The organism is Planomonospora sp. ID67723 (assembly GCF_015711605.1).
Classification (GTDB): domain Bacteria; phylum Actinomycetota; class Actinomycetes; order Streptosporangiales; family Streptosporangiaceae; genus Planomonospora_A.
The window spans coordinates 654,518-680,960 of record NZ_JABTEZ010000004.1 but is presented as its reverse complement, the minus strand read 5'-3'; the positions used below and the strand labels follow the sequence as shown (position 1 = coordinate 680,960).

23 protein-coding genes are annotated in these 26,443 nt (G+C 71.8%); 8 read left to right on the top strand and 15 right to left on the bottom strand.

The features are described 5' to 3' along the window. Positions 1–92: 92 nt before the first annotated feature. Both HS041_RS29875 and HS041_RS29870 read right to left on the bottom strand, forming a co-directional pair. Positions 93–419 carry a DMT family transporter gene (locus tag HS041_RS29875; RefSeq protein WP_196444156.1) on the bottom strand — a complete coding sequence of 109 codons (327 nt, stop codon included), beginning with the start codon at positions 417–419 and terminating at the stop codon, positions 93–95. Between the two features lie 106 nt (positions 420–525). Continuing rightward, complete coding sequence (locus HS041_RS29870; RefSeq protein ID WP_196444155.1) at positions 526–1,221, bottom strand: DJ-1/PfpI family protein; 696 nt, start codon at positions 1,219–1,221, stop codon at positions 526–528. A 196-nt stretch (positions 1,222–1,417) separates the two neighbouring features. Between HS041_RS29870 and HS041_RS29865 the strand changes: the two genes are divergently transcribed. After that, positions 1,418–2,371 (top strand): radical SAM protein, encoded by a 954-nt coding sequence (locus tag HS041_RS29865; protein WP_196444154.1) that lies wholly within the window; start codon positions 1,418–1,420, stop codon positions 2,369–2,371. Positions 2,372–2,778: 407 nt separating this feature from the next. Here HS041_RS29865 and HS041_RS29860 read toward each other — a convergent pair whose 3' ends face one another. From HS041_RS29860 to HS041_RS29845, 4 genes are all read right to left on the bottom strand, one after another. Further along, positions 2,779–3,465 carry a hypothetical protein gene (locus tag HS041_RS29860; protein ID WP_196444153.1) on the bottom strand — a complete coding sequence of 229 codons (687 nt, stop codon included), beginning with the start codon at positions 3,463–3,465 and terminating at the stop codon, positions 2,779–2,781. Next, positions 3,462–4,007 (bottom strand): RNA polymerase sigma factor, encoded by a 546-nt coding sequence (locus HS041_RS29855; protein WP_196444152.1) that lies wholly within the window; start codon positions 4,005–4,007, stop codon positions 3,462–3,464. Before HS041_RS29855 ends, HS041_RS29860 begins: the two co-directional genes overlap by 4 nt. A 175-nt stretch (positions 4,008–4,182) precedes the next feature. Next, a complete protein-coding gene (locus HS041_RS29850; RefSeq protein WP_196444151.1) occupies positions 4,183–4,491 on the bottom strand; it encodes a hypothetical protein in 309 nt (102 codons plus the stop codon). A gap of 14 nt (positions 4,492–4,505) precedes the next feature. Then, positions 4,506–6,218: an MFS transporter gene (locus HS041_RS29845; protein WP_196444150.1), complete on the bottom strand. Its 1,713-nt coding sequence runs from the start codon at positions 6,216–6,218 to the stop codon at positions 4,506–4,508. An 82-nt stretch (positions 6,219–6,300) separates the two neighbouring features. On the opposite strand from HS041_RS29845, the gene HS041_RS29840 reads away from it, so the two are divergent. Then, a complete protein-coding gene (locus HS041_RS29840) occupies positions 6,301–6,771 on the top strand; it encodes a MarR family winged helix-turn-helix transcriptional regulator (RefSeq protein WP_307845508.1) in 471 nt (156 codons plus the stop codon). Here the strand turns inward: HS041_RS29840 and HS041_RS29835 are convergent. Beyond that, entirely contained in the window at positions 6,728–7,030 is a 303-nt protein-coding gene (locus tag HS041_RS29835) for a hypothetical protein (RefSeq protein WP_196444149.1), read from the bottom strand. The two genes, HS041_RS29840 and HS041_RS29835, sit on opposite strands and share 44 nt — an antisense overlap. Before the next feature lie 39 nt (positions 7,031–7,069). Next, entirely contained in the window at positions 7,070–8,101 is a 1,032-nt protein-coding gene (locus HS041_RS29830; RefSeq protein WP_255530097.1) for an NAD(P)H-binding protein, read from the bottom strand. On the opposite strand from HS041_RS29830, the gene HS041_RS29825 reads away from it, so the two are divergent. After that, positions 7,991–8,533, top strand: coding sequence for a MarR family winged helix-turn-helix transcriptional regulator (locus tag HS041_RS29825; protein ID WP_196444147.1), 543 nt, complete (start codon positions 7,991–7,993; stop codon positions 8,531–8,533). The two genes, HS041_RS29830 and HS041_RS29825, sit on opposite strands and share 111 nt — an antisense overlap. 421 nt (positions 8,534–8,954) lie before the next feature. Here the strand turns inward: HS041_RS29825 and HS041_RS29820 are convergent, their stop codons facing one another. The 3 genes from HS041_RS29820 to HS041_RS29810 all read right to left on the bottom strand — a co-directional run bounded on the left by HS041_RS29820 (position 8,955) and on the right by HS041_RS29810 (position 12,447). Beyond that, the gene (locus tag HS041_RS29820; RefSeq protein ID WP_196444146.1) at positions 8,955–9,704 is read right to left on the bottom strand and encodes a Clp protease N-terminal domain-containing protein; all 750 of its coding nucleotides are present in this window, start codon (positions 9,702–9,704) and stop codon (positions 8,955–8,957) included. Positions 9,705–10,305: 601 nt separating this feature from the next. Then, positions 10,306–11,073 (bottom strand): MBL fold metallo-hydrolase, encoded by a 768-nt coding sequence (locus HS041_RS29815; protein WP_196444145.1) that lies wholly within the window; start codon positions 11,071–11,073, stop codon positions 10,306–10,308. 99 nt (positions 11,074–11,172) lie between these two features. Next, a complete protein-coding gene (locus HS041_RS29810) occupies positions 11,173–12,447 on the bottom strand; it encodes a L,D-transpeptidase (RefSeq protein WP_307845507.1) in 1,275 nt (424 codons plus the stop codon). A gap of 285 nt (positions 12,448–12,732) precedes the next feature. Between HS041_RS29810 and HS041_RS29805 the strand changes: the two genes are divergently transcribed. After that, the gene (locus HS041_RS29805; protein WP_196444144.1) at positions 12,733–13,518 is read left to right on the top strand and encodes an ArsR/SmtB family transcription factor; all 786 of its coding nucleotides are present in this window, start codon (positions 12,733–12,735) and stop codon (positions 13,516–13,518) included. Here the strand turns inward: HS041_RS29805 and recD2 are convergent. The 4 genes from recD2 to HS041_RS29785 all read right to left on the bottom strand — a co-directional run bounded on the left by recD2 (position 13,515) and on the right by HS041_RS29785 (position 20,426). Then, positions 13,515–15,686 carry an SF1B family DNA helicase RecD2 gene (gene recD2, locus HS041_RS29800; RefSeq protein WP_196444143.1) on the bottom strand — a complete coding sequence of 724 codons (2,172 nt, stop codon included), beginning with the start codon at positions 15,684–15,686 and terminating at the stop codon, positions 13,515–13,517. The genes HS041_RS29805 and recD2 overlap by 4 nt on opposite strands. Positions 15,687–16,036: 350 nt before the next feature. Next, the gene (locus tag HS041_RS29795; RefSeq protein WP_196444142.1) at positions 16,037–16,711 is read right to left on the bottom strand and encodes a response regulator transcription factor; all 675 of its coding nucleotides are present in this window, start codon (positions 16,709–16,711) and stop codon (positions 16,037–16,039) included. Then, the gene (locus HS041_RS29790; protein ID WP_196444141.1) at positions 16,708–18,804 is read right to left on the bottom strand and encodes an ATP-binding protein; all 2,097 of its coding nucleotides are present in this window, start codon (positions 18,802–18,804) and stop codon (positions 16,708–16,710) included. Before HS041_RS29790 ends, HS041_RS29795 begins: the two co-directional genes overlap by 4 nt. An 86-nt stretch (positions 18,805–18,890) precedes the next feature. Beyond that, complete coding sequence (locus HS041_RS29785) at positions 18,891–20,426, bottom strand: alpha/beta hydrolase (protein WP_230879854.1); 1,536 nt, start codon at positions 20,424–20,426, stop codon at positions 18,891–18,893. Between the two features lie 553 nt (positions 20,427–20,979). Here HS041_RS29785 and HS041_RS29780 point away from each other — a divergent pair. From HS041_RS29780 to HS041_RS29765, 4 genes are all read left to right on the top strand, one after another. Beyond that, entirely contained in the window at positions 20,980–22,653 is a 1,674-nt protein-coding gene (locus HS041_RS29780) for an ATP-binding protein (RefSeq protein ID WP_196444139.1), read from the top strand. Positions 22,654–22,701: 48 nt separating this feature from the next. After that, entirely contained in the window at positions 22,702–23,826 is a 1,125-nt protein-coding gene (locus tag HS041_RS29775; protein ID WP_196444138.1) for a winged helix DNA-binding domain-containing protein, read from the top strand. A gap of 170 nt (positions 23,827–23,996) precedes the next feature. Further along, complete coding sequence (locus tag HS041_RS29770; protein ID WP_196444137.1) at positions 23,997–25,544, top strand: hypothetical protein; 1,548 nt, start codon at positions 23,997–23,999, stop codon at positions 25,542–25,544. A 106-nt stretch (positions 25,545–25,650) separates the two neighbouring features. Further along, complete coding sequence (locus HS041_RS29765) at positions 25,651–26,328, top strand: TenA family protein (protein WP_307845506.1); 678 nt, start codon at positions 25,651–25,653, stop codon at positions 26,326–26,328. The last annotated feature ends 115 nt before the right edge of the window (positions 26,329–26,443 follow it).

The following is a 26,443-nucleotide window of genomic DNA, read 5'->3' as shown; positions in this document are numbered from 1 at the left end:
TTTTCGAGAGCCTGATTTCGTGTCCTGTTTATTGCCGGCTTCTTTACATTGTAGATTAATAAGTCGGCACCGCGGCCGGCCGGTCCGCCAGGTCAGTGGGCCCCGCCGGCAAGGTTGAGCACGAGCACGCCCGCGATGATGAGGGCGATACCCGCGATCTTGGCGGCGGTGAGGCTCTCCCCCAGGAACAGCACGCCGATCGCGGCGATGGCGGCGGTTCCCACACCCGACCAGACCGCATAAGCGGTGCCGACCTCCATCTGCAGCCGCAGGGCCTGGGACAGCAGGTAGAACGCGGTGCCGTAGCCGGCGACCACCAGCAGCGACCAGCCCTTGTGGGAGAAACCGTCGCTGAGTTTGAGGGCCGTGGTGGCCAGGATCTCCGCGACGATCGCGCCTGCCAGCATGAACCAGGCCATGTGTGAAGTTCTCCCCCGGAAAAACGCGCTTACAGGCGCTCCAGCTTAGGGTCGCCTCACGCACCCGGATCTCCGGGCCCCTGCCCCGGGGAGGCAGGGGCGGCCCTCAGGCGGTGAGGCGTTCGCGCAGCCGCGGATGATCGGCCAGGGCGGTGACCAGCATGCCGGTGATCAGCGGGGCGAAGGCGGCGCGGTCGATCGCGGCCCAGTCGATGGGGCCGTGCGGCGGCTGCGGATCGTACTCGATCATGAGCTGGACGGTCCGCGCCATCTCCTCGCCGGCCAGCCGGTCGACCAGGGCCAGCGCCATGTCGATGCCGGCCGACACCCCGGCGGCGGTGACGACGGGACCGTCGTGCACGACGCGCTCGGCGACCGGGACGGCACCCAGGCGGCCGAGCACGTCGAGCGCGGCCCAGTGGCTGGTGGCGCGGCGGCCCTGCAGCAGCCCGGCGGCGGCCAGGAGCAGGGAGCCGGTGCAGACCGAGCCGACCACCTGGGCTCCCGCGGCCAGGGCGCGGATGCGCCCCAGGAGCCTGTCGTCGGCCAGCGCGGCGAAGGTCGGCTCGGTGCCACCGGGCACGATCACCGCGTACGGCGCGGCGCGCTCGGCGAGCTGGTCGAAGGTGTGGCTGGCGGTCAGGCCGAGCGGGGTGTCGGTCGGGGCGGTCTGGAGGGTCTCGGCGGCCACCACCACGTCCCAGGAGGGGTCGAAGGCGGCGAACACCGACGCCACCTGGAGGGGGCCGACCAGATCCAGGGCGGTGATGCCGGGGTAGAGCACGAACGCGAGGGTCTTCATGGGCGTCTTTCTTCCTTCCGTCGTCCGCCCTCCACCGTCGCCGCGTCCGGGCCGCGGGGCGAGCCCGCCGACCGGGCAGGTCCGGATTCTTGGGATGCGTGTCCTGCGGACCGACAGGGGGCGGGAGAGGCGGTGACCGCGGGCACCTGCCGGAAGCCCTTGCGAGGGGAGTCGAAAGCGTGTTCCACTGATCCGCATGGGATGGCACTCCCCCGCGTTGCTGGCCGAGGCGCCCGACGCCCGGCCGCGGATCGAGCGCACCGCGGTGACCCGGGTTCATGGCGCGCTGACCTGCTACGAGGTTCGGGCGCGCACCGCGCTGGAGGCGCATCCCGACGGCTGGGCGGTCAGCCCGTACCGCGGCTGCGCCCACGCGTGCCGCTACTGCGCGGCCCGGCGCGGCCACCGCTACCTGGGGCTGGACGCCGGGGCCGACTTCGACTCCCGCGTCGTGGTGCGCACCGACATCGTCCGGCGGCTCCGCAGGGAACTGGCCGGCAAGTGGGACGGCAGAGCGGTCTCGGTGGGCCTGGCGGGTGACTGCTACCAGCACGCCGAGGAGATCTACCGGATCATGCCGCACCTGGCCGGTGCGCTGGCCGAGGCCGGGGCGGCCTTCACCGTGCACACCAAGAGCCCGCTGGTCCTGCGGGACGCCGAGCTGCTGGCGGCGGGCGGGGCGAGCGTGATGGTCTCGGTGGCGTTCGTCGACGACCAGGTGCGCCGCCTGGTCGAGCCGGGGGCGCCCAGCGCGCAGAAACGCCTGGAGCTGGTGGCGGCGCTGGCCGAGCGCGGCGTGCCGTGCGGCGTGGCGATGTCGCCGATCCTGCCGCTGCTGACCGACTCTCCCGACCAGCTCTCGGCCACGGTGCGCCGGATCGCCGCCGCCGGGGCGGCAGGTCTCGAGCCGAGGGTGCTGCGCCTGCCGCCCGGCGCGCGGGAGTGGTACCTCGCCTGGCTCGCCGAGCGCCACCCCGGCCTGGTGGAGCGCTACGCCGAGCTGTACGGCAAGGGCCCCGACGCCGACGCCGGCTACACCGCGCGGATCACCGGGCAGGTGTGCGAGCTGGCCACCCGCTACGGCCTGCGGCCCGCTCCCCCGGCGGTCCGGCCCGCGCCGGCCGCGGCCCGGCAGCTGTCCCTGCTCTAGACGAAGGCTCCGGGCGTGCCCGGTGGAGACCGATCGGGGCCGCCTGGCGGCGGCGCTGCCGCAGCGAGAAGGTCGAGCCGCCGGACGGGGAGCATCAGACCGAACGCGTGGTCGCTTCGGCAGTGCGTCGCTTCGAGGAGATCTTCGCCGGCCAGGTCACGCACCGGCCCGAGCCGGTGCGTGACCTGGCCGGCTGGAGGAGCTGCTGGCCCAGCCGGCACAGTTGAAGGCCGATCCGCGTCCCCGCTGCCAGGTGCGACTCGACCTGCGGCAACTCCGGCTGCGGATTCGACTGCAGAGGCAATACCTGGACCAAGTCCGGTCGTCGCTGACATTCGGGAGGAACGTGCGACGCACGCGGTGCCGGCCCGGCGGCCGCTGCTCGGGAAGGCCGCCGGGCCGGGATCTCAGCCGCCGCTGGAGTCCAGGCCGGGCCCCTCGTCCTCACCGGTGCCGGACTTCTCGGTGGTGGCAGGCCCGGTCGGTTCGGGCGCGGCCGGCCCGGGACCGTTGGGCTCCGGCATCGGGACCGCCTTGCAGGGCTCGACCTCGCCCTCGGTCACCTGCAGCGATGTCGCGGTCGGTGGCTGGTCCGGGTGGGCGTGGTCGAAGGAGACTCTCAGGACCAGCGTCTCTCCGGTAGTGATCTGCCCCGGCTTGAGCTGGAAGAAGATTCCCCTGCCGTCGCGGCCGATCTTTGACTCCACCGGTTCGCCCGCACGGCCGCCCCCGGATCGCCCATCCCGGGGCGCCTCGCAGATCTGGTCCCCGGGCAGGTAGTCCACCTGGGCTGTGATCCCCTCCTCTGCAAGCTTGGCCTCCAGCTCCGCGGAATCGCGAAATTCCTTGATCCACACATCGACTGACCCGCCCGCGCCCTTGGTCACCGCGAAGGCCGGGCTGCCGGCTCCGCTGAACAGGGTGACCGCCACCGCGGTGGCCGCCGCGGCCCCCGCCAGCGCGGCGGCCAGCCCTGCGACGCGGCGCCCCGATCTCCGCCGCACCGGGGTCGTGATCGCCATGCGCTCTTCGGCGGTCCCGGTGGTGATTTCCTCCTTGAGCGCCATGAGCAGGCGCTCTTCGAAGTTGCTCATGCCTGTCCTTCCACGTATACGGCCGGTGGCGAAGCGACGTCTCCAAGAGCGCGTCTGGCACGGTGCAACCGGACTCTCGCGGTCACCTGCCTGATTCCCAGGGCTTCGGCGGCCTCCGCCACGGTGAGCTGATCGATCGCCACGAGTTCCAGCACGGCCCGTTCGCCCTCGGGAAGCTCCCGCATCGCTTCCAGAGCGCTCCGCATCCGACGCTCGGCGTCGATCCGCTCCTCCATGCGGCTGAGGTCGTCATCGTCCATCAGCCGCCGACCGGCGATCCGGCTGGTCACCCGCGCCTCGCGAACCGTCTTCCGCTGCTGGGCGGCGATGACGTTGCGCGCGACGCCGTACAACCATGCGATCTCGCTCCCCTTCCCGGGGCGGTAGGTATGCGCCGAGCCCATGGCCGCCAGGAACACCTCAGCGGTCAGATCAGCAGCCAGGTGAGGGTCACTCACCCGCCGGACGACGAACCGCATGACGGCGTCAACGTGGCGACGGTAGAAGGCCTCTAAGGCCACAGGATCTTCGTTGAGGCGCACCGGCCTCGCTCCCTTCGTCGTTCGCCCTTACACCCCTACTTGGACCGGGCGCCGCAAAGCGTTTCCTCGCAGCTGTAGAGCCACCACCGCAAATCGTCGGCTAGTGCGGTGACCACATAGGTTCACCGGGCCGCTGCTCGCGGTCGCGGGGCCCGGGCCGGCTGGATATGAGGTGTCAGATCTTCAGCTCGAGCAACTGCGGCACGATGACCTCACGGACGTGCTCCTGCACGGTCTGGCCGAAGACCCGCTGCGCTTGGAGGACGACGGTGCCGTGCGGGGCCGCGTGCCGCTTGACGTGCGGGCGCGACTCGAGCTCGACCCCGCTGCCGACCAGGACCGCCACGAACTCGCCCCTGTCGAGCAGCGCGAACGCCTCCTCGTCACGGGTCACGCCCACCGTCCGGAAACCGCTCGCCTCGATGATCGACGTCGACGCGTCGACCAGATGCCGTTCCCTGCCGAGGACCAGTACGTTTTTCATCTCCGTCATTCCTCTCACGCCGTCACGATCTCGGACTCGGGCTCGTCCAGCAGCGGGTTCACCATCTGCGCGCGCCGCGGCAGGGCGAGGAACCCGATCGCCACGATCAGCAGCACCAGGGCGCCGCCGATCAGGACACTCGCGAACGCGTACGCGAAGTTCTTGGCGTCGGCCGTGGCGACCGCCGCACGGAACGCGGTGGCCGTCCCCGGGCTCAGCGCACCGGTGTCACAGCTGGCCGGGGTCCGGCTCGGGTCGAACGACGCCGACCGGTCCGTCACGCAGGCGCGGAAAGCCGCCAGGACCTGCTGCTGCTGGGGGTCGGCCGCCAGCTGCGACTGCAGGGCCGGGGTGGCCGCGTCGGCGCCGCGCTGGTGACCGCTGTCCAGCTGGGCGAAGAAGCCGAGGCTGAGGGTCGCGACACCGAGCGCGATGCCGACCTGCTGCACCGTGTTGAGCAGACCGGAGGCGTTGCCGGCCTGGTCGTGCGGAACCTGGCCGAGCAGCATGTCGAGGCTCGGCGCGACGATGAATCCGAAGCCGATGCCGCACAGCAGGTGCGCCGGGATCAGCTGCCATGAGTTGAGCGACTGCCCGAAGTGGGTGATCAGCCAGGCCAGCAGCAGCCAGCCCGCCGCGTTGATGATGCCGCCGGCCACCAGCACGCGGCTGCCGAATTTCGGCACCAGCTTGGTGGGCGCGTTGCCCGCGCCGATGCCGACGCCGATCGCCAGGGTGGCGGCGGTCAGGCCGGCGTGCATCGGGGACCAGCCGAGACCCGCCTGCAGGAACAGCGTCCAGACGAAGAAGAAGCCGCCGGAGGCGATCCAGAACAGCCACCACATACCCATGCCGACCGAGAACTGCCGGGAGCGGAAGACCCCGAACTCGACCAGCGCCGAGCCGATCGTCGCGAAGCGGCGCATCTCGTAGGCGACGAACACCACCAGGAGCAGGACGGCACCCGCCGGCATCGCGAAGGTCCAGCCGGCCCAGCCCACGTGCCGGCCCTGGGTGAGCGGGTAGACCAGCAGCGTCACCGCGGCCAGGGCCAGCACCATGCCGGCGGCGTCGAGCCGGGGCCGGCGCGCCGAGCGCGACTCGCGGAGGAAGACGGCGCCTGCGATCAGCGAGGCGATACCGACCGGCACGTTGATCAGGAAGATCGTGCGCCACTCCCAGCCGAACAGGTCCCACTGCACGATCACGCCGCCGAGCGCCAGGCCGAAGAGGGCCGACGACCCGGTCACGCCACCGAAGAGGGCGACCGCCTTGCCCCGCTCGTGTGCGGGGAAGGTCACGCGCAGGATGGCCAGGATCTGGGTGACCATGAGGCCGGCCGCCGCGCCCTGGGCGAGCCGGGAGGCGATCAGCATCGCGGGGCTCACGGACAGGCCGCAGCTCAAGGACGCGACGGTGAAGGCCGCCATGCCGATCATGAAGATGCGCTTGCGGCCGTAGATGTCACCGAGACGGCCGCTGAGGATCAGCAGGCCGGCGAAGGACAGCACATAGGCCGCGACGACCCACTCCAGCTGGACGTAGTCGGCCTGCAGGTCACGCTGGATGCTGGGGATTGCGACATTGACGATCGTCGAGTCGACGAGATCCACGAAGCCGGCGACCAGGACCACCGCGAAGGCGAGCCAGCGGCGCGGATCGAGGGCCGTGTCGTCCCGGGCGTCCCGGGGTGCGTCCGCAGTTGATGACGAGAGCTCCTGAGGCATGCCGCCAAGTATGCATCATGAGTGACTATCCCTCAACGTGACTATCTCTCGTAGTGACTATCATGTGAGTTAGCATGGTTCCGTGACACCACAACCGCTGTACGGCCACCCCGCCTGCCTGATGACCCGGCTGGGCGTCCACGTGGAGGCACACCTCACCGAGCTGCTCGTCCCCCTCGGCATCCAGCCGCGTCACTTCGGCATGCTGAGCCTGCTCATCGAGCAGGACGGGCGCAGCCAGCACCAGCTCGCCGAGCCGCTGAACGTGCATCGCAACGTCATGGTCGGCCTCGTCGACGAGCTGGAGCAGCGTGGCCTGATCGAGCGCCGGAGGCATCCGGTCGACCGGCGCGCGCACGCCGTGCACCTGCTGCCCGCCGGCCGCGAGCTGCACGCCGAGGCGGATGCCGTGGTGACCGAGTTCGAGGCGAAGATGCTCGGCGGGCTGTCCGCCGAGGAGGCGGCCACCTTCGTCGAGCTGCAGAAACGGGTTTCCGAGCACGTCGGCATCAGCCATGAGCTGCATCCCGGCCTGCGGGGCGACCTGCGGTAGGGGCCGGCCGCCCCGGCGGCGAACCCCGGTAGCGGCCGGCCCGACCCGCAGTCGGCTCAACGACCCAGTCGGCGGTCTGCTGGGTGTACTGGTTGATCAGGTTCAGGCTGGTGTGGGCCTCGCGCGGGTGCACCACCAGCCGATGCCGTACGCCCCAGTCCCGGTCGAGGTCGTGCAGCGCCTCCACCGGAAAGATGTCGTCGAGCGCGCCGTGCACGCCGAGCGCCTCGGTCCCCGGTACGCCGCCGCCCAGTTCCATGGCAAGTTGGCATCAGGGGAGTACCGGAGCGGATTGGCGCTAGCTGCCGCAGAAGGCGTCGGCGTGGTCGATGGCCCATTCGGCGTAGGGCAGGGCGGGACGTCCCAGCACCCGTTCGACGGTGTCGGTGGCCGGGCCCGGCTGGTCGGCGCAGGTGGACAGGTAGCCGAGCATCCGGTCGGGAACGTCCTCGGGCAGTCCCTGGGCGAGCATGGCCTGGCGCGCCTGCTGGTGGGTGATCTCCTGGAAGGCCAGCCGGCGGCCGATCGCCTCGCCGATGAGACGGACCTTGTCGTGCTGGGTGAGCGGTTGCGGGCCGGTCAGGGCGTAGCGGCGGCCGGCGTGCGCGGGATCGCGCAGGGCCCGGACGGCGACCTCGGCGATGTCGCGCTCGTGGACCGATGCCGTCGCGGCGTTGCCGTAGGCGCCCCGGACCGTGCCCGTCGCGCGGATCTGCGGGGCCCAGGCCAGGGTGTTGGCGGCGAAGTCGGCGCAGCGCAGAAAGGTCCACGCCAGGCCGGAAGCGGCGACTGCCGCCTCGATGCTGGTGAACGCCGCGGCGAAGCGCTCGTATCCGCCGCCGTACTCCACCGTGATCGCCGATAGCAGCACCACCCGCTGCACGCCCCGTTCGGCCGCCAGCCTCAGCAGTTCGGCGGCAGTGTCACCGACGGCTCGAGGCGCGAGCAGCAGCGCCGTGACGCCCTCCAGCGCCGACGCCAGCGTTTCGGGATCGGCGCCGGCGACCCGCACGTCGGCGGGTAGCTTGGCGGCGTGCGGAGCCCGGGTGACCGCGGTCACCTCCTCACCGGCGTCCACCAGGAGTTTCATTACTTCGCGTCCGATGGTTCCGGTCGAGCCGGTCAGAAGGTACACGGGTTTCCTCCGCTGCCACGGCTTCTCAGTACGAGGGTCGTAATATACGAGAACCGTAACAGATTGATTCGAGAGGCGTAAATTATGGTTTCCGTACCATCTGGGGATCCGGATCGCGCTCGACGGCAGACGACAACGGCGATCCGCGGGGCGCTCCGCGAGCTGAGCCTGCACCTGTCCCTGCTCAACCGGCATGTCGGCGCCCACCTCGACCTCAAGGACGTCGACCTGGACTGCCTGGACCTCATCAACGCCCACGGCCCGCTCACTCCGACCGCCCTGGCCCAGCGCGCCGGCCTGCACCCGGCCACGATGACCGGCATCCTCGACCGCCTGGAGCGCGGCGGCTGGATCACCCGCGAACCCGCCCCCGCCGACCGCCGCGCCACGCGAATCCGCGCCCGGCGTGAACGCAACGCCGAACTGCTCGGCATGTTCGCCGGCATGAACGCCTCGCTGGAGCAGATCTGCGCCGATTACGGCCCAGCCGAACTCGAGCTCCTCGCCGGCTTCCTCCAGCGCACCTCCGAGGCCGGCCGTAACGCGACCGAGCAGATCCACCAGGAGCTTCCCGGAAAACGGGCAGGCGCGACCGGACGCCGTAAGCGACGGGACACCGCTTCCTGAGGCGTCGGCAAACGACCGTCTGGCGACACCGCGTAACGGATCACCGGCTTGCCGCCTGGAGTTCGGCCGCCCCGCGGGCGGCACGCAGCTCGCGCAGGTCCGGGACGTGGTTGTAGAGCGTGCTCGCCGAGACGCCGGGCAGACGCGCGATCGAGGTCACCGAGTGCTCGGGGTTTGGTCGCCAGCCGCACACGCGAGACCACGGGGTCCTCCTCAGATCGGGCGGGTATCGGCAACAGTCATCGGCCGCCGGCAAGGAGCGGCAGCAGGACCGACAACCAGAAGACGGCCATGGCCGTGACGCTGAGCAGGATGCGGCGGAGCCGGGGGGTGACCGGGGTTCGCCGCCGTTGTGTCCTCCGGCGGGAGGACGCCGGCGGGCCTTCGCCTCGTCGGCGGATCGGTGTCTTCACGGCCGTGGTCACCGGGGCCCGGGTGCGGAGCCCCGGTTTTGCTCCAGGCGCTCGATGCGTTCGATGAGCGGCTGCAGTTGCCTCTGCACCGCCGCGGCCAGCGCCTGCGTCGGGTCACCGGCAGCCGCAGTCTGAGCGCGCAGGTGCACGTAGCCGGCCAGGGCCGCTGTCACGGCGCGGCGGACCAGGCGGGGTTCGGCGCCCAGCGCCCGCAGCACCTGCCCGGCGGTTCCGTCGGGCTCGGTGATCAATCCCAGGAGCAGGTGCTCACAGCCGACGTAGTTGTGTCCCAGCGCGGTCGCTTCGGTGACCGTCAGTTCAAGAGCGCCCGCGGCGGGATCGCTGAAGTGGACCGATGAGCCCTCGCCGGCTCCGCCTTCTTCTCCGGCCGTCTGCCGCTCCAGGTCGCGCTGGACCTGTGCGGGGTCGATCTCGACCGCTCTGAGCACGTGCAACGCCAAATTCTGCCCCTCGGCCAGCATTCCGGCGAGCAGGTGCCCGGTTCCGACGTTCGGCGCAGCATCGGCACGCGCCCGGTCGATGGCCAGCTTGACGACCGTACGGGCACGGTCGGTGAATCGCGGCAGCCGTTCGCCCAGGTCATCGGCGGCCAGTTCGCCCAGAGCGGTCTGGCGGATGGCGGTGATCCGGCGCACCGCCTGCTCCAGCGCGCGTTGGCAGATCGCCGACACCGGGACGCCGGCGTTCTTGACCGCCTCCGCCAGCTCGTCGGGCAGGTACACGTTGATCTTCGGCACAGCGACGACCTCCCAACATTGGGGTTATCGACGGGTTATATGACACTTATACACCTATAGGGATTACATTTTCTAGCGCTTCTACCCCCATTCGAATGGAGGGGCGGTGTCTGCCGAGTCCGGGCGCACGCCTGGCGCGTGGCCCTGGCATGTGACGGCGGTCCAGGCGTGCGCGCCCGAGCACCGGCCTCCGCGAGAAGGGCGATACGGTCGAGGGCGGAGACGGCGGCGCAGAGGGCGCCGTCGAACGGCGAGCACCAGGATCGCGAAGCGGGTGCGCCGCCGGAGCCGACGACGACGTTCGCGCCGTCGCGCGTGAGGACCTGCTCGGTGGTCCCGCCCGCCCGATGGCCCCAAGATCGTGATCTTTGACCGGGGTCTTCGCAGCGGTCCCGGCTTACGCCACCGCGGGGAGGTGGCGGGCGAGATCCACGCGTCGTCGCGGAAGGCCGCCTACGCCGGCTTCTTCGCTCCGGAGTTCTTCGCCGAAGCCGTACGACACCGGTGTGACAAGTGGCATGACGTGCCGGCCGAGGGAGAGGACACCGTCATGCCGGCACGACCGGGCCGCCGCCCTGTTCCAGCACGGTGTCCTGACCTCTCACCGCTGGTGCGAGGACTGGTAGCGGGCCAGCTCGAGGGCGTCGTGGGCGCTGAAGACCTCGACCCGGTCCCGCGGAAGCTCCCGCAGCCGGGCGAGGTTGGCCAGGCGCCGGGCGTGGTCGACGGCGACGGCGCGCTGGGCGGCGCGCAGCACCAGGGGGCAGCGCGGCGGAGTGGCCACCTCGCCGTGGAAGTAGTAGGCGTCGCCGGCGTGCAGCAGCCAGCCGTCGGCGGTCTGCACCGCGACGGCGGAGTGACCTCGGGTGTGGCCGGCGAGCGGCACCAGGGCGACGCCGTCCACCCCGTCCAGCGGCCGGGCGCTCAGACCGAACAGGTCCTCGCCGGCGTCGTCGTAGGTCGCCCAGTCGGGCCCGTGCGCCCACTGGGCGGACCGGTAGCGGCGGCGCTCATTCGCCGTGGCCGGGCGGGTGGCGGCGGCCAGTTCGGCGGCGTGCAGGTGGACGCGGGCGTGCGGGAAGTCACGCAGCCCGCCCGCGTGGTCGGGGTCGAGGTGGGTGAGCACGATGTGGCGCACGTCGGCGGGGTCCAGGCCGAGCTGCCGGATCTGGTGCACGGCGGGCTCGGCCGGGTCCAGTGCGGGGCGGACCATGCGGGTGAAGCCCGCGTCGAGGTTGTCCTCCCCGGCGGCGAAACCGGTGTCCACCAGTACGAGGCCGCCGCCGGTCTCGAGGAGCAGGCAGTGGGCGACCATGCGGGGCGAGGCCGGTGGGAGCATCGTCCCGCAGTTGAGGTGGTGTGCCTTCATCCCGTTCATACTGGCCGGTAACAGGCCGCCCATCCAGCCGATGTGACGTGGATCACCCTGTGGGGCGGGTCCCGCCGGACATGCGGCGGGACCCGGGGGTCAACCGGCGCTGTCCGCCGTCTCTGCGGCGTCACCGGCGCCCGCGTCGCCGTCGGAGGTGCCGGCCGGCAGGGCGCTGCCCTTCTTCCACTCCTTGAACGACAGCTGCCAGTAGCTCCAGCCGTTGTTCCACTCCACCTCGCGGTCGGTGCCCTTGACGATGATCACGTCGCCGCGCTGGACGGTGTCGTAGAACCATTTGGCCTGGTCGGGCCGGGCGTTGATGCAGCCGTGGCTGACGTTGCGGCGGCCCTGGGCCCAGACGTTGTTCTTGGCGTGGACGTACTCGCCGCTGTTGGAGAACCGCACGGCATGGTTGATCATGACGTCGTAGTACTCCGGATGGCCCTTCTCGAAGCCGGGAGAGATCATCCGCTCGGGGTTGGCCTTGCCCATCGCCAGGTGCACACCGCTGGTGGTGGTGTAGGCGCGGGTGGTGGCCATGCCCGCGCTGATGAGCATCTTCTTGACCACCTTGCCGTCCCGCTTGACGATCATGGTGTGCTTGCGGGTGTTGACGGTGGAGATCTGGGCGGCGCCGACGCGGATGGTCTTGGTGAAGTCCTTGACGCCGTACATGTCCCTGCCGCCCTGGACCCCCTCGAGGTGGGCGGTGAAGGTGATCTTCTGGTGGGCCTTCCAGAACTTGGCGGTCCGGTAGATGACGGTCTTGTCGTCGATCCACCGCCACGCCCCCCGGGCGGGCTTCTCCGCGGTGACCTCCAGCGCCCGCTCGACGTTGGCCTTTCCGGCCCTGGACGGGATCGGCTGGTTGAAGGTCACGATGATCGGCGCCCCCACGCCGACCTTCTCCCCCTTGACCGCCGGGGTCACGTCGGCCACGGCCAGCTCGATCTCCGGCTTCAGCGTGGTGAAGGAGCTGCTGGCGGTCGTGCCGCCGGCCGCACGCGCCGAGACGGTGTAGTCGCTGGCGGGCTTGAGCGGGACCTTGGAGACCCACCTGGTGCGCTCGGCGTCGAACTCGCCCTCCACCTGCTCCCCGCCGCTCTCCACGGTGACCTGCTCAAGCGGACCGCCGGCGGCGGTGACGACGACCTTCTTGTCCGGGCGGACGGTGGCGCTGCCCTCGGCGGGACTGATCTTGATGACCGGCGCGGCCGGGGTGGCCGGCGCGGTCGCGCCCCCGTCACCCCCCGCGGCGGCGGGCCCCGCCCCGGCCGGCTCGTCGGAGCAGGAGGCGGTCAACACGGCAAGGGCGGCCACAGCCAACCCGGCTATCGGCATCCTCAACCGGCTGTGATCAACGTTCAGCACAAAATTCTCCCCCACTGTGCAAACTCATCCAAAAACACTATTAGGAGATGCGCGTGAAGTGCACATGGTTCAGGGGAGTTAGGTCACATTTGCATTACTTCGAGAGGTCAACCCTCTGCCGACAGCGAGTGAACCTGATAGTGGCGTGTCGCCTGGCGCTCCCCGCAGACCCGTCACCGTCCGGCCCGCACCCGGCGGCCCGCCCGCCGCGCCGCTTCCGTGCGGCATCCGCCGCGTCGCCTTCGTACGGCGTCCGCCGAACTGTCCGCGCCGCATGATGGAGGCATGACAGCCACCGCGCAGATCCCGCTGGCCGCCCTGGCCTCCCTGCTGGCCGACGGCACCCGGGCCCGGTTCTGCCTGGCCCTGCTGGACGGGCGCGCCTGGACTGCCGGGGAACTGGCCCGGCACGCCGGGGTGGCCGCCTCCACGGCCAGTGAGCACCTGTCCCTGCTCGTCCAGGGCGGCCTGCTGGCCGAGGAGCGCCAGGGCAGGCACCGCTACCTGCGCCTGGCCGGCCCCCGGGTGGCCCAGTTGCTGGAGGACCTGGCCGCCCACGCCGATCTGGCCGTCTCCGCCCCTCCGCCGCCCGCGACGCTGCGCGCCGCCGCCTCGGCCCGGGCCATGACCGAGGCCCGTACCTGCTACGACCATCTGGCCGGGCGGCTCGGCGTGGCCGTCGCCGACGCCCTGACCGCCCGCGGCCTGCTGCTGCAGGACACCGGTTTCGCCCTCAGCGACGCCGGCCTGGAGTGGTTCGCCACCCGTCTGGAGGTACGGCTCACGCCGTCCGGCAGGCGGCCCCTGGCCAGGGGATGCCTGGACTGGACCGAGCGCCGCCACCACCTGGCCGGCGTGGCCGGGGCCGTGCTCTGCGCGACCGCACTGGAACGCGGCTGGGTGAGGCGCATCGGTTCGGGCCGGGCGCTGCGCGTCACCGGTCCCGGCGCGCAGGCCCTGCAGGAGCTGCTCGGCATCGAGAACAGCACAGGCAGCGGCACGGCCGACAGCGCGGAGGGACCCACGGAAGACGGACCCGCGGTGCGCTCCCGCGGCGACGGGATCTTCTAGCCCTGGCGCAGGCGATGGGTGAGGCTGGTGTGCCGGCGGCCGGCGCCGCGGGTGCGCACCGCCTGCGCCAGCGCCCGGCGTGAGCCGACGATGACGACGAGCTTCTTGGCGCGGGTGATCGCGGTGTAGAGCAGGTTGCGCTGCAGCATCATCCACGCGCTCGTGGCCAGCGGGATCACCACCGCCGGATACTCGCTGCCCTGGGAGCGGTGGATCGACACGGCGTAGGCGTGGGCCAGCTCGTCCAGTTCGTCGAAGGAGTATTCGACGTCCTCGTCCTCGTCGGTGCGCACGACCAGCTTGTGGTCGTCGGGCTTGATGTCCACCACCACGCCGACGGTGCCGTTGAACACTCCGGCGGCGCCCTTGTCGTAGTTGTTGCGCAGCTGGGTGACCTTGTCGCCGATCCGGAACACCCGCCCGCCGTAGCGGCGTTCGGGCATGCCCTCGCGGGCGGGGGTGAGCGCCTCCTGCAGGATGGTGTTGAGGTTGCCCGCCCCGGCCGCGCCCCGGTGCATCGGCGCCAGCACCTGTACGTCGCGGCGGGCGTTGAGGCCGAACCTGCGGGGGATGCGGCTGGCGACCACATCGACGGTGAGCGCGGCGATCTCCTCGGGCTCCTCGCACGGGAACAGGAAGAAGTCCTTCATGCCCTCCAGTGCCGGGGGCAGGCCGGTGTTGACCCGGTGGGCGTTGACGACCACGCCGGACTCCTGGGCCTGGCGGAAGATGTGCGTCAGCCGTACCCGGGGGATCTCCTCCTCGGCGGCCAGCAGGTCGCGCAGGACCTCGCCCGCGCCGACCGAGGGCAGCTGGTCGACGTCGCCGACGAACAGCAGGTGGGTGCCGGGAGCGACGGCCTTGACCAGCTTGTTGGCCAGCAGCAGGTCCAGCATGGAGGCCTCGTCGACCACGACCAGGTCGGCGTCGAGGGGGTTGTCGCGGTCGAAGGTGGCGTCGCCGCCGGGGCGCAGCTGCAGCAGCCGGTGCACGGTGGTGGCCTCGTGGCCGGTCAGCTCCGACAGCCGCTTCGCCGCCCGGCCGGTGGGGGCGGCCAGGATGACCTTGGCCTTCTTGGCGCGGGCCAGGGTGACGATGGAGCGCACCGTGAAGCTCTTGCCGCAGCCGGGCCCGCCGGTCAGCACCGCGACCTTCTCGCTCAGCGCCAGCCGCACGGCCTGCGCCTGCTCGGCGGCCAGGTCGGAGCCGGTCCGGCCGCGCAGCCACTCCAGCGCCACCTCCCAGTCGACCGTCCGGAAGGCGCCGAGCCGGTCGTGCGAGGAGGTGAGCAGGGCGCGCAGCGAGCCGGCCAGCGACAGCTCGGCACGGTGGAAGGGGAGCAGGTAGATCGCGGGGATGGTGTTGTCGCCGACCGGGAGCTCCTCACGGACCACGCCCTCCTCCGCGACGAGCTCCTCCAGGCACGAGGCGACCAGCTCGGCCGGTACCTGCAGGATCTTCACCGCGTCGGCGACCAGGTTGGGCGCGGGCAGGTAGCAGTGGCCGTCGTCGGCGCCCTGGGACAGGGTGTAGCGCAGGCCCGCCTTGACCCGCTCGGGACTGTCGTGCGGGATGCCGACGGCCTGGGCGATGGTGTCGGCGGTCTTGAAGCCGATGCCCCACACGTCGTCGGCCAGCCGGTACGGCTCGCTCCTGACGACCGAGATGGAGTTGTCGCCGTACTGCTTGAAGATCCGCACCGCGATCGAGGTGGAGACCCCGACCCCCTGCAGGAAGATCATCACCTCTTTGATGATCTTCTGTTCCTCCCAGGCCGCCGCGATCATCTTGGTCCGTTTCGGGCCGAGCCCCGGGACCTCGACCAGCCGCTCCGGGCTGGTCTCGATGATCTCCAGGGTGTCGGTGCCGAAGTGGTCGACGATCCGCTCGGCCATCTTCGGCCCGATGCCCTTGATGAGCCCCGAGCCGAGGTAGCGCTGGATGCCCTGGACGGTGGCGGGCAGCACCGTGGTGTAGGACCACACCTCGAACTGCCTGCCGTAGCGCGGGTGCGAACCCCACCGCCCGGTCAGCCGCAGCGACTCGCCGACCTGCGCGCCCAGCAGCGGCCCCACCACGGTCAGCAGCTCGGCGCCCGAGCGCTCGGTGGCCACCCGGGCGATGGTGTAGCCGGTCTCCTCGTTGGCGTAGGTGATGCGCTCCAGCACCGCAGAAAAACTTACAGCGAGGGAACCATCCTTGACACCCTGTCCCCTGTCTGCGGGCTCCACTCCTGCACCCCTTCCGCGCGAACATGCGACTCCACGAGAGTACGGCCGAGGCGGCGACTTCACGCCACTTTGATCAACAAGTTCATCAAGCGAGATCTCCCGGTCTGTCCGGTGGACCGAAGCGACACAGACCGGCCCGTCCGCCACCTGTACGATCGCGTCAACCTGGACATGCGCACCGGCTCCGACGCCCAGCGACGTGCCATCGGGGACAGGTCAGGACCGGCCGCCCGCACACTGCCGCCACCCGCCGCCGGCACCCCCGCCCTGACCGGCGCCGCCTGCAGTCAGACCAGGTCGGCGTCGTGGACCAGGAGAGCGATCTGCACCCGGTTGTTCAGTTCGAGCCTGGTCAGCGTCCGGGACACGTACGCCTTGATCGTGGCCACGCTCAGGAACAGCTCAGCGCTGATCTCGGCGTTCGAGCAGCCCCGCCCGATCGCCACCGCCACCGCCAGTTCGCGCTCGGTGAGGCGGTCGAGCAGCCGCTGGGCGCGCTCACGCCGGGTGTCGGCGATCGGGTCGACGAGGTGGTCGATCAACCGCCGGGTGACGGACGGCGACAGCGTCGCCTCCCCGGCGGCCACCTTCCGGACCGCCTGGATGATCTCGGGCGGCGGGGTGTCCTTGAGCAGGAACCCGCTCGCCCCGGCGCGCAACGCGTGCAGGACGTATTCATCGGTGTCGAAGGTGGTCAGCACGATCACTTGGGGGGCCGGCGGGCGGGCCCGCACCCGCTGGGTCGCGGCCAGACCGTCCATCCGCGGCATCCGGATGTCCATCAGAATGACGTCGGGCCGGTGTGCGTCCACCATCGCCTCGACCTCGTCGCCGTCCGTGGCCTGGGCGACCACCTCGATCCCGTCGGCTCCGCGAAGCAACATGGCCAGACCGGCACGGACCAGCGCGTCGTCGTCCACGATCGCCAGCCGGATCGCTCCATCGTCGGTGGGGTCAGTCATATCGGGCACGGTATCCAGGTTTCGAGGCGGAAGGTGCCGTCGGGGGCGGGGCCGTGGGTGAGGTACCCGTCGGCGAGCTCGACGCGTTCGGCCAGGCCGATCAGGCCGGTCCCGGACCCGGGCACGGGGGAACCGGTCGGCGGGGTGGCCGGGAGGGGGTTGCTGACCTCGAGGTGGAGCCAGCCGGGGGAAGCGGTGAGAGCGAGGCGGACCTCGGCGCCGGGGGCGTGCTTGCGGACGTTGGTCAGCGCCTCCTGGATGAGGCGGTAGATCGTCCGGCCGGTGACTGCCGGTATGGCCTGCGGGTCGGTGACGGTGGTGGTGTAGTGCACGGAGTTGCCGGCGGTGGCGCTCTGGGCGACGAGTTCGGGGACGTCGGCCAGGCAGGGTTGCGGACGTTCCGGGCGGCCGGGGACGGTGGGGCCTTCGTGGAGCAGTTCGATGACCTCGCGTAGCTCCCGCAGCGCCTGGCGGGCGTTGGCGCGGATCACCCCGGCGGCGCGGGAGGTCTCCTCCGCCGTGACGTCGGTGCCGTGCTCCAGGGCCCCGGCGTGCAGGCTGACCAGGGAGATCCGGTGGGCCAGGACGTCGTGCATCTCCCGGGCGATGCGGGCGCGCTCCGCCCGCCGGGCCTGCTCCATCCGGAGCCGCTGGTCACGATGGGCGTGGGCGGCGCGTTCGCGCAGCGAATCGATCAGTTGCCGGCGGGAGCGCACCAGCATCCCCCACCCCAGCACCGCCGCCACGAACATGATCCCGGCCGGTACGGCGGTCAGTTCCCCGGAATCGGGTTCCTGATCGGCCCTGGCCAGGAAGTACAGAGGCGCCGGGGCCAGGGCGAAGGCGCTGAGCAGCAGTGCCGTACCCAGCCTCCGGCGCACCGCGACGGTGAACAGCGCGGCCAGGGCGGCGACCAAACCGGCGGAGAAGACGAACACGCCGAGCGGGGCGCAGGCCAGGGCCACCCCCACCGGCCAGCGCCGCCGCAGCCACAGCGCCAGGCAGGCCAGCGCCCCGAAGACCAGGTCGGCCCGGCGCAGCGGCTCTGACGCCCAGGTGAAGCCCGGGACGAGGCCGTACAGGGCCACCACCGAGGCCGAGGCCGCGAAGAGCATCCCGTCGACGGCCCACGCGGGGATCGTCCACATCGCCCGGTGGGTGCCGCCGTCCCGGTCCCGGGGGTCCTGGACGGCCGGCTCCAGGGCGTCGCCCGGCACCGGGCGCGGCGGTGGGCCGCTGCCGGGCGCGCCCGGCCGGTCGCGGAGCAGGCCGATGACCTCGCGCAGTTCCTGCAGCGCCTGGTGGGCGGCGGCGCGGATCACCCCGGCGGCGCGGGAGGTCTCCTCCGCCGTGACGTCGGTGCCGTGCTCCAGGGCCCCGGCGTGCAGGCTGACCAGGGAGATCCGGTGGGCCAGGACGTCGTGCATCTCCCGGGCGATGCGGGCGCGCTCCGCCCGCCGGGCCTGCTCCGCCCGGAGCCGCTGGTCGGTCTCGGCCCGTTGCGCGCGTTCCCACAGCGAGGCGAGCACCTGCCGGCGGGAGCGCACCAGCATCCCCCAGCCCAGCACCGCCACGGTGGACATGATCGACAATATGATGTTCTCCGACGGCGGCTGGCGAGCCGGGTCCGGGTGCACCGCGAAGTACAGCGGTGCCGTGGCCAGGACCGGCGCGGCGACCAGGAGCGCCACGCGGGCGGGCCGGTGCACCGCCACGGTGAACACCGCCAGGGTGGTGGAGGTGATCACCGTGGGCAGGACGAGGACGCCGAGCGGGGCGCATGCCAGGGCCACCCCCACCGGCCAGCGCCGCCGCAGCCACAGGGCCAGGCAGCCCATCCCGGCGAGTGCTTCGCCGCAGAAGGCCGGCGGCCCGGACGGCCGGATCGCCGGGGCGGATGTCTCGATCTGCACGACCACCCCGGCGACGGCGAGCACGAAGAACAGGCCGTCCACGAGCCAGTCGCGGACGCTCCGCCTCCTGCGGGACACGCCCTCCCGGTCCCCGGCGCAGGGGGTGACGGCACCGGGCAGCAACCACGGATGATCGACCGTGCCGCCCCCGGAACCCGGGGGCGGCACGGCGTTCGACACGTGTGCCATGGTACGGCGATCAGCGTTCGACCGCCGATCACCGGCGCTGCACGTATCCGCCGGCCGACGCTCTCCCATCCGGACGGTCAGTCCTTCGTGGGGGTCTCGCCGGAGCCGGACGCGCCGGGGTAGGGGCTGACTCTGCTGCAGGTGATGTCGGTACCGGGCAGGACACCGGTGAGCAGGTAGCGGTTGGCCACGCGATCGACGCAGGGGTTGCCTTCGAAGAAGGTCACCCCGTGGCGGTAGGCGCCGCGCAGGGTGAGCATGCGGGAGCCGGTCAGAGCCCGGTGCATGACCAGCTGGCCCGCGTAGGGGGTGCCGGGGTCGCCGCTGGCGCCGACGATCAGGACGGGGCGGCCGTTGCGGATCGTGGTGGGGGGCTCGGCGGGCTCGGCGGGCCAGAACGTGCACGGGGTGACGTTGCGGTTGGGCGGCCCGAAGAACGGCTCGCCGGCGCGGTGGGCCTGGATGTCGCGGTAGTAGACCTCGGGGTCACGGGAGGAGGACGCCCGGTCCGCGCACCTGCTCGCCGCCGAGGCGGCGGCCTCGGTGTTCACCTCGGTGGAGGACAGGATGGCCAGGACCTCCTCCTGGGCGGGGGTGGGAGTGACCTTGACGCCGCGGGCGGCGTCGTAGAGCAGGCGCATCATGTCGCTCCAGCGCGCGTACGTCCACTCGGCGTCGGTGCCGAGGGCGAGCCTGCGTACCAGGTTGAGATCGGCCCGATGGCGGCCGATGCGTACCGGGCGGCCGCGGTCGGCGACCCGCCGGATGACGTCCATCGAGGCCAGGACCTGCGCGGTGGTGGCGCCCAGGTGATAGCGGTCGTCGTGCCGGGCCGCCCAGGCCGCCCAGTTCCGCTGTTCCGCGGCGAGCGCGGGCGCGTTGTCGCGGGCCCCGTCGGCCCCGTAGGTGTCGGGATCGGGAGGGCTGTCCAGAAGCATCCGGTCGACGCGGTCGGGGAACATCTGCAGGTAGACCCCGCCCAGGTAGCCGCCGTAGGACCAGCCCAGGTAGGAGACCTTCCGCTCGCCGAGTACGGCGCGGATCACGTCCAGGTCCCGGGCGATGTTGCGGGTGGAGACATGCGGCAGCAGGTCTTTCTGGCCGGCGCAGCGGGCGGCCAGTTTCCTGGTCAGGGCCACGCTGCGGTCGAAGCTGGCCCGATCCAGCCCGACGAACGCGGCCTTCTCGGCGAGCCCGGTGGGCCAGCCGCACGCCAGCGGGGGGTTGCGTCCCATGAACCGGGGATCCATCCCGACCAGGTCGTAGCGTTTGGCGAGCTGGGGTGAGCCGACGGCGAACGGCGGCAGTCCCTGCAGCACCCAGGTCACACCGGAGAGCGATTCACTCGGCCCGCCCGTATTGATCATCAGGGTGCCCAGCCGGCGGGCGCGGTCGGAGGCCTTGCGCCGGGAGATCGCCACCGTGGTCGTGCGGCCGTCCGGCGCGCTGTAGTCCACCGGGACGGTGACCTCCGCGCACCGGGCCCCGGCGGCGTCCAGGGTCTTGCCGATGTCGTCGTTCCTGTTGCGCCGGCAGCTGTGCCAGGTGATCGGCTGCCGGTCGAACCGGGCCAGGCGCGCGTCTCGCCCGTCGTCCGCCGCGTACCCACTCATCGGCCCATTCATCGGCTCGTTTGCCGATGCGGTCGCACCGGTGTCCGCCAGCGCCGCCGGCTGCGGGTTGATCACCCCGCCGGCCGCCAGCACCGCCACCGCCGCCCAGGCGAGGCGCGCCCGGCCTCGCCTCACGGGGTGGGACCGGTCGGGTCGTCGGGGCGGGAGAGGCGTCTCAAGGTGTTCGTTCATCGGGGTCCGTCCGTGGTCGAAGAGCTGGTCCCCCGATCCTTCGTCTCGCCCCGGCCCAGCCGATACGGCTGCCCGGCCACGGGGCCGTCGCTTTGGTCTCCTCCCCGCAACCCGCCGACGAGACCAAAGGTGATCCGGGGATAGACCGGCGGCCTCAGCGGTCGCCGCACCGTTCGGTTTCGCGCTCCCGCTGTGGTGCGAAGACCTGGCGTGAGGCTCGGGAACGCGATGATCGCGGCTCCAGGTCCGGCCGGCCTGCGGCTTCGAACCAGGAACGGCGCTGTGTACTCACCTCATCACCTAAAGTGAAGCGAGTGGATGGCGCCTGCGGAGCCAGGCCGCGAGAAACCGAGGGGACGACGTGCCTGCCGGAGAACGGGAAGCGGCACTGGTGGCGCTGCTGGACGGTGTCACCGCGGCGCTCAGCGCCAGCGACGATCTGGAGTCGGCGGCGCGTGCGACGTTGCGTGCGGTGCGCAAGGCGATCGGCTGGCCGCTGGGCCACATATGGGTGCCGGACGGCACGAGCGGCTGCTTCGTCTCGTCGGGTGCATGGACGGGCGCGGTCAAGGAGTTCCCGCTGCTGTACGAGGTGACGACGGCCGCCCGGCTTCCCCCGGGAGCCGACATCATCGGCCGGGCCGCCGCCACGGGCGAGCCGGTGTGGTCGCGCGACGTCACCCGCGACCCGCTGTTCACACGCGCCCGGCCGGGCGAGGAGGTGGGGGTGAGGGCGACGTTCGCACTGCCGGTGGTGACCACAGTGGGTGTGACGGCGGTGCTGGAGTTCTTCTCCCGCGAGGCGGTCGCGCCGGACGAGTCGCTGATGCGGGTGATGGCCAGTCTGGGCCACCAGATGGGCCGGGTGGTCGATCGCCAGCATGCCCGCCGGGAGGCGGAACTCGCCCGGCACCGGCTGGAGCAGGTCATCGAGACCTCGGTGGAGGCGTTCGTGTCCGTCGACGCGCAGGGGCGCATCAACGGCTGGAACGCCACGGCCGAGCGCATGTTCGGCCTGACGCGCCAGCAGGCCCTCGGCAGGCCGATGGACCAGACGATCATGCCGGCCCGCTACCGGGACGCCTACGAGGAGGACCGGGCCCAGTTCCTGGCCACGGGCAGGTCGCAGGTGCTGGGGCGGCGGCTGGAGCTGAAGGCGCTGCGCTCCGACGGCAGCGAGTTCCCGATCGAGATGGTGATCTGGGCCACGTGCGAGGCCGAGACGTGGACCTTCAACGCGTTCGTCCACGACATCACCGACCGCCGCCGGGCCGAACGGGCGCTGCGTGAGGCCTACGCCCAGGAGCAGGCCGCCGTGGCGCGGCTCAAGGAGCTGGATCGGACCAAGGACAAGTTCATCGAGACGGTCGGCCACGAGCTGCGCACCCCCCTGGTGAGCATCCTCGGCTACCTGGAACTCCTCACTTTCGGCAACGACGACCTGCCCGCCGGCCAGCGCATGCGGATGCTGCGCGCCATGACCCACAACGCCATGCGGCTGCAGAGGCTGGTCGAGGACCTGCTGGCGGTCAACACCGTCGCCGGCGGCAACCTGACCGTCAACCCCGCCCCGGTGGGAGTGGGCGAGATCATCGACGAGGCGGTGCAACTGGCCTCCGCCGAGACCCGCTCCTGTGACCATCGCGTTCAGGTGGACGTCGATGCCGTTCTTCCCCCGGTGCACGCCGACCGGGGCCTGCTGGTGCGGGCGGTGAACGCGCTGCTGTCGAACGCGGTCAAGTTCTCCACGACCGGCACCCCGATCACCGTGTCGGCCTCGGCCACCGATGACGGAGTGGCGATCGCCGTCAGCGACGCCGGGGCCGGCCTCGGCGCCGACGAGCTGCCGCGCGTGTTCGACCGCTTCTACCGCACCCCCTCCGCCTCCGCGGCGGCCATCCAGGGCATCGGGCTGGGGCTGAGCATCGCCAAGGCCATCGCCGAGGCCCACGGCGGCACCATCACCGCCACCAGCGTCCCGGGCCAGGGCTCGACGTTCACCCTCCTGCTGCCCCATTCCCGGCCGGAGCCCTGAGCAGAAAGCGGAACGAAACTTTCCGCATCGGGTGGCATCGTCGCAGTCATGAGCACTCCGCGCACCCTGACCACGACGGCGCTCAACCGGATCACCCTGGACCGGCAGCTCCTGCTGCGCCGCAGCGAGCTGTCCCCGTTGGCGGCCGTCGAGCACCTGGCCGGCCTGCAGGCCCAGTCGGCCAACGCCCCCTACCTCGGACTGGCCGCCCGGCTGGCGCGCTTCACCGTCGCCGACCTGACCGCGCTGCTGTACGGCAGGCAGGCCGTACGCGCCTCTGTGCTGCGCGGCACCCTGCACCTGGTCGCTGCGGCCGACTACCGGTGGCTGCGCCCGCTCATGCAGCCCGTCCTGGCCAGGGGTCGCCAGGCCTCCTTCGGCCGGGTGACCGCGGGGGTGGATCTGGAGGAACTGGCCGCCGCGGGCCGGGAACTGCTGGCCGGGCGCGTCCTGACCCGCCCGCAGCTGGGCCGGCTGCTGGCCGAGCGCTGGCCCGGCGTGCCCGCCGACGCGCTGGGCTGGTCGGCCCAGAGCATGCTGCAGCTGGTTCACGTCCCGCCGCAGGGCACCTGGGGCAGGGGCGGCGCCACCCCGTTCGCCCTGGCCGATGAGTGGCTGGGCGGGCCCGTGGAGCCGGCCTGCCCGGAGGACGGGGCCGGCGCCTCCGGGTCCGTTGCGGCCGGGCCGCCGGTCGAGCGGCTGGTCCACCGCTACCTGGCCGCCTTCGGCCCGGCCGCGGTCATGGACGTGCAGGCCTGGTCGGGCCTGACCCGCCTGCGTGAGGTCGTGGCCCGCATGGACCTGCGGGTCTACCGCGACGAGAACGGCCGGGAGGTGTTCGACCTGCCGGACGCCCCGCCGCCGCCCGACCCGGACACCCCGGCCCCGGCGCGGTTCCTGCCCGAGTTCGACAACCTGATGGTCGCCTACGCCGACCGCACCCGGATCATGACCGACGAGCACCGCAGGCGCGTGTGCGTCGGCTCGATGGTCGCGCCGACCGTCCTCGTCGACGGCACCGTCCACGGCACCTGGAAACTCACCGCGGACCGCCTGGTCGTCCAGCCGTTCGTCCCGCTCACCGCACGGGCCGAAACGGAGCTGAGCCAGGAGGCGGACCGCCTGCTGACCCTCACCGGTGCCCGCGACCTGGAGTTCCTGCCCCCCGCGTGACGGCGACGGGCAGGCCCTCCGCTCGGGAGGAGGGCGGCAGGAGCGCCGAACACGGCCACAAACCCGGATGATTCCGGATCTTCCCAACATCCCACCCGCGGGATAGGAACGGGGGTGCGCCGAAGGTTCCGGGGACGGCGCGCCATCGACACGTGAACGGGGAGATCGACATGACCAGACAGGTGATCATCGAGGCGGTCGCGCAGGCGGGACTGACCGCCGAGCGGGTACGGGAGGTCGCCTCGGCCCACCCGGCCGTGCTGGCGCACCTGGAGACCGCCGATGCCGACCGGCTCATCCTGGGTCAGGCCGTCGCGCTGAGCCGCCAACCGGGTGAGCGGGCGCCGTTCCGGGCGAGCGTGTTCGACCCGGTGTCCAACCGGGGGGTGGAACTGCGCGGCACCGTCGACCGGCCCGAACGGGCCGAGGTTCTGCCCAGCGGCTACCGGCCCAACCCGCGCCCCGCCGAGCTGCAGGCGGCGGCGGGGATCCTCCGGGCGGACGCGCGCTTCCCCGCCGGCGACGACGTGGTCGTCTACCAGCCGATGCCGCCCCTGGCCGATCTCGAGAACCCCGACGGCACCACCGTGCGCCGCCCCACCCTGGGTGTCTACACACCCGGCGAGGACGTCAAGCACCGCATCGTCGCCGTGGACGTCACCGCGCGCACCGTCGACTGGTCCCCGGCCGGGGTCAGCGTCGCCATGCACCCCGGTGACTGCGAGTCGCATCTGCCCGTGCCGGTGGAGAGCCTGCGCGACCGGGGCGGCCCGGACGCGGTACGGCTGCGCGTGGTCGACGACGGCGTCGAGCTGTGGAACCTGATCGTGGTACGGCCCCGCGCCTCGGCGCCGCAGGATCCCGGTGACGGCTCGGGGGTGGAGCTGCGCGAGGTCCGCCACCGGGGCAGGCTGGTCTTCCGCCAGGCGCACGTGCCGATCCTCAACGTCCAGTACGAGGAGGACGGCGTCACCTTCCGCGACTGGCAGAACCAGGAGACCCGTTTCTCGGCGACGGGCACCGACCCGGTCGGCTGGGGCTGGCGGATCTGCGACCGGGCGCCGAAGACCATCCTGGAGCGGCCCGACAACGACGCGGGCAACTTCCAGGGCGTGGCCTTCCACGACGCCGGCGGCGAGCTGCGGATCATCAGCGAGATCTCGGCCGGCTGGTATCGGTACGTCTCGGAGTGGCGCCTGGCCGACGACGGCATGGTCCGCCCGCGCTTCGGCTTCGCCGGGGTGCGCAACCCGCGCACCTGCATGCGCCACCGCCATCACGTCTACTGGCGCTTCGACTTCGACGTCGAGGGTTCCGACAACGACGTGATCGAGCAGTTCGACGGCACCTCCGACGCCCCCGTCGGGACGACGATCGTGCGCGAGACCTCCCGCAAGCGCCGCCCCCCTGCCCGGTTCTGGCAGGTCACCGACAAGTCCAGCGGCCGCGGCTACCGGATCGTGCCCGGGGAGCACGACAACACCGCCGACCCCTACGGCATCAGCGACCTGTGGTTCCTGCGCCGCCGGGCGAGCGAGCTGTACGACGGCAACCCCGACGACGACAACCGGGCGATGCTCGACCGGTTCGTCGACGGCGAGAGCGTCAACGGCACCAACGTCGTCGTCTGGTACGCCGGGCACTTCCGCCACGACCAGAACGCCCCCCACCCGCACCAGGGCCACGTCGTCGGCCCGGACCTGGTGCCGGTCCGCTGAGTGCCCGCCTCGCAGAGCGGTCCCGGCCCGCCGGGCCGGGACCGCTCTGCGATCATTCATGGACCGTTCATGCCCGCCATGTGTTCCCCATCGTGAGGAGAGACCTGTGACCTCTTATGCCGAGTGGTGTGCTTCGGCCCCCGTCCCCGCGTTCAGCGAATGGCTGCGCGCCTCCAGCGAGCCCGACTGGAGCGCCGTCGTGGAGCATCCGTTCGCCGACGCCATCGCGCGCGGCGAGGCCGACATGCGGCGTTACCTGGTGCAGGACTTCCAGTTCGTGGACGCCTTCACGGCACTGCTCGGGGCGGCCGTGGCTGCGGCCGACTCCTTCGAGGCCCGGGTGCCCACCGGCAGGTTCCTGGGGATGGTCGTGGCCGACACCGAGCGGGGCTACTTCCACCGGGCGCTGGCCGCCCTCGGCCAGGATCTGGTTCCTCCGGCCCTGGAGCCGGCCACCGTGGACTTCAGGGACCTGATGGACGAGGCGCGGCTCAGCCAGAGCTACCCGCTGATCATCGCGGTGCTGTGCGTGGCCGAGTGGAGCTACCTGGGCTGGGCGAGCCGGGCCGGGGAGCCGCTGCCCGGTGACTTCGTGTACCGGGAGTGGATCGAGCTGCACCGCGGCCCGGGCTTCGAGGGCTGGGTCGGCTTCCTGCGCGGGGAGCTCGACCGCGTCGGCCCCGGGCTCGGCGTGGACGAGCAGAAGCGGGTGCTGGAGTTCTTCCGGCGGGCGACCCTGCTGGAGCGGCGTTTCTTCGACATGGCCGCCGGCACGCCCGGCTGAGGCGTTCGGTCGAGGCGCCCGGTGAGGGGCGGGCCCGCCTGCGGGCGGGTCCGCGCCGGGCCGCCCGAGATCTGCGGCCTGGCGGAGGCATGGCGGGAGGACTATACTCAAAAGC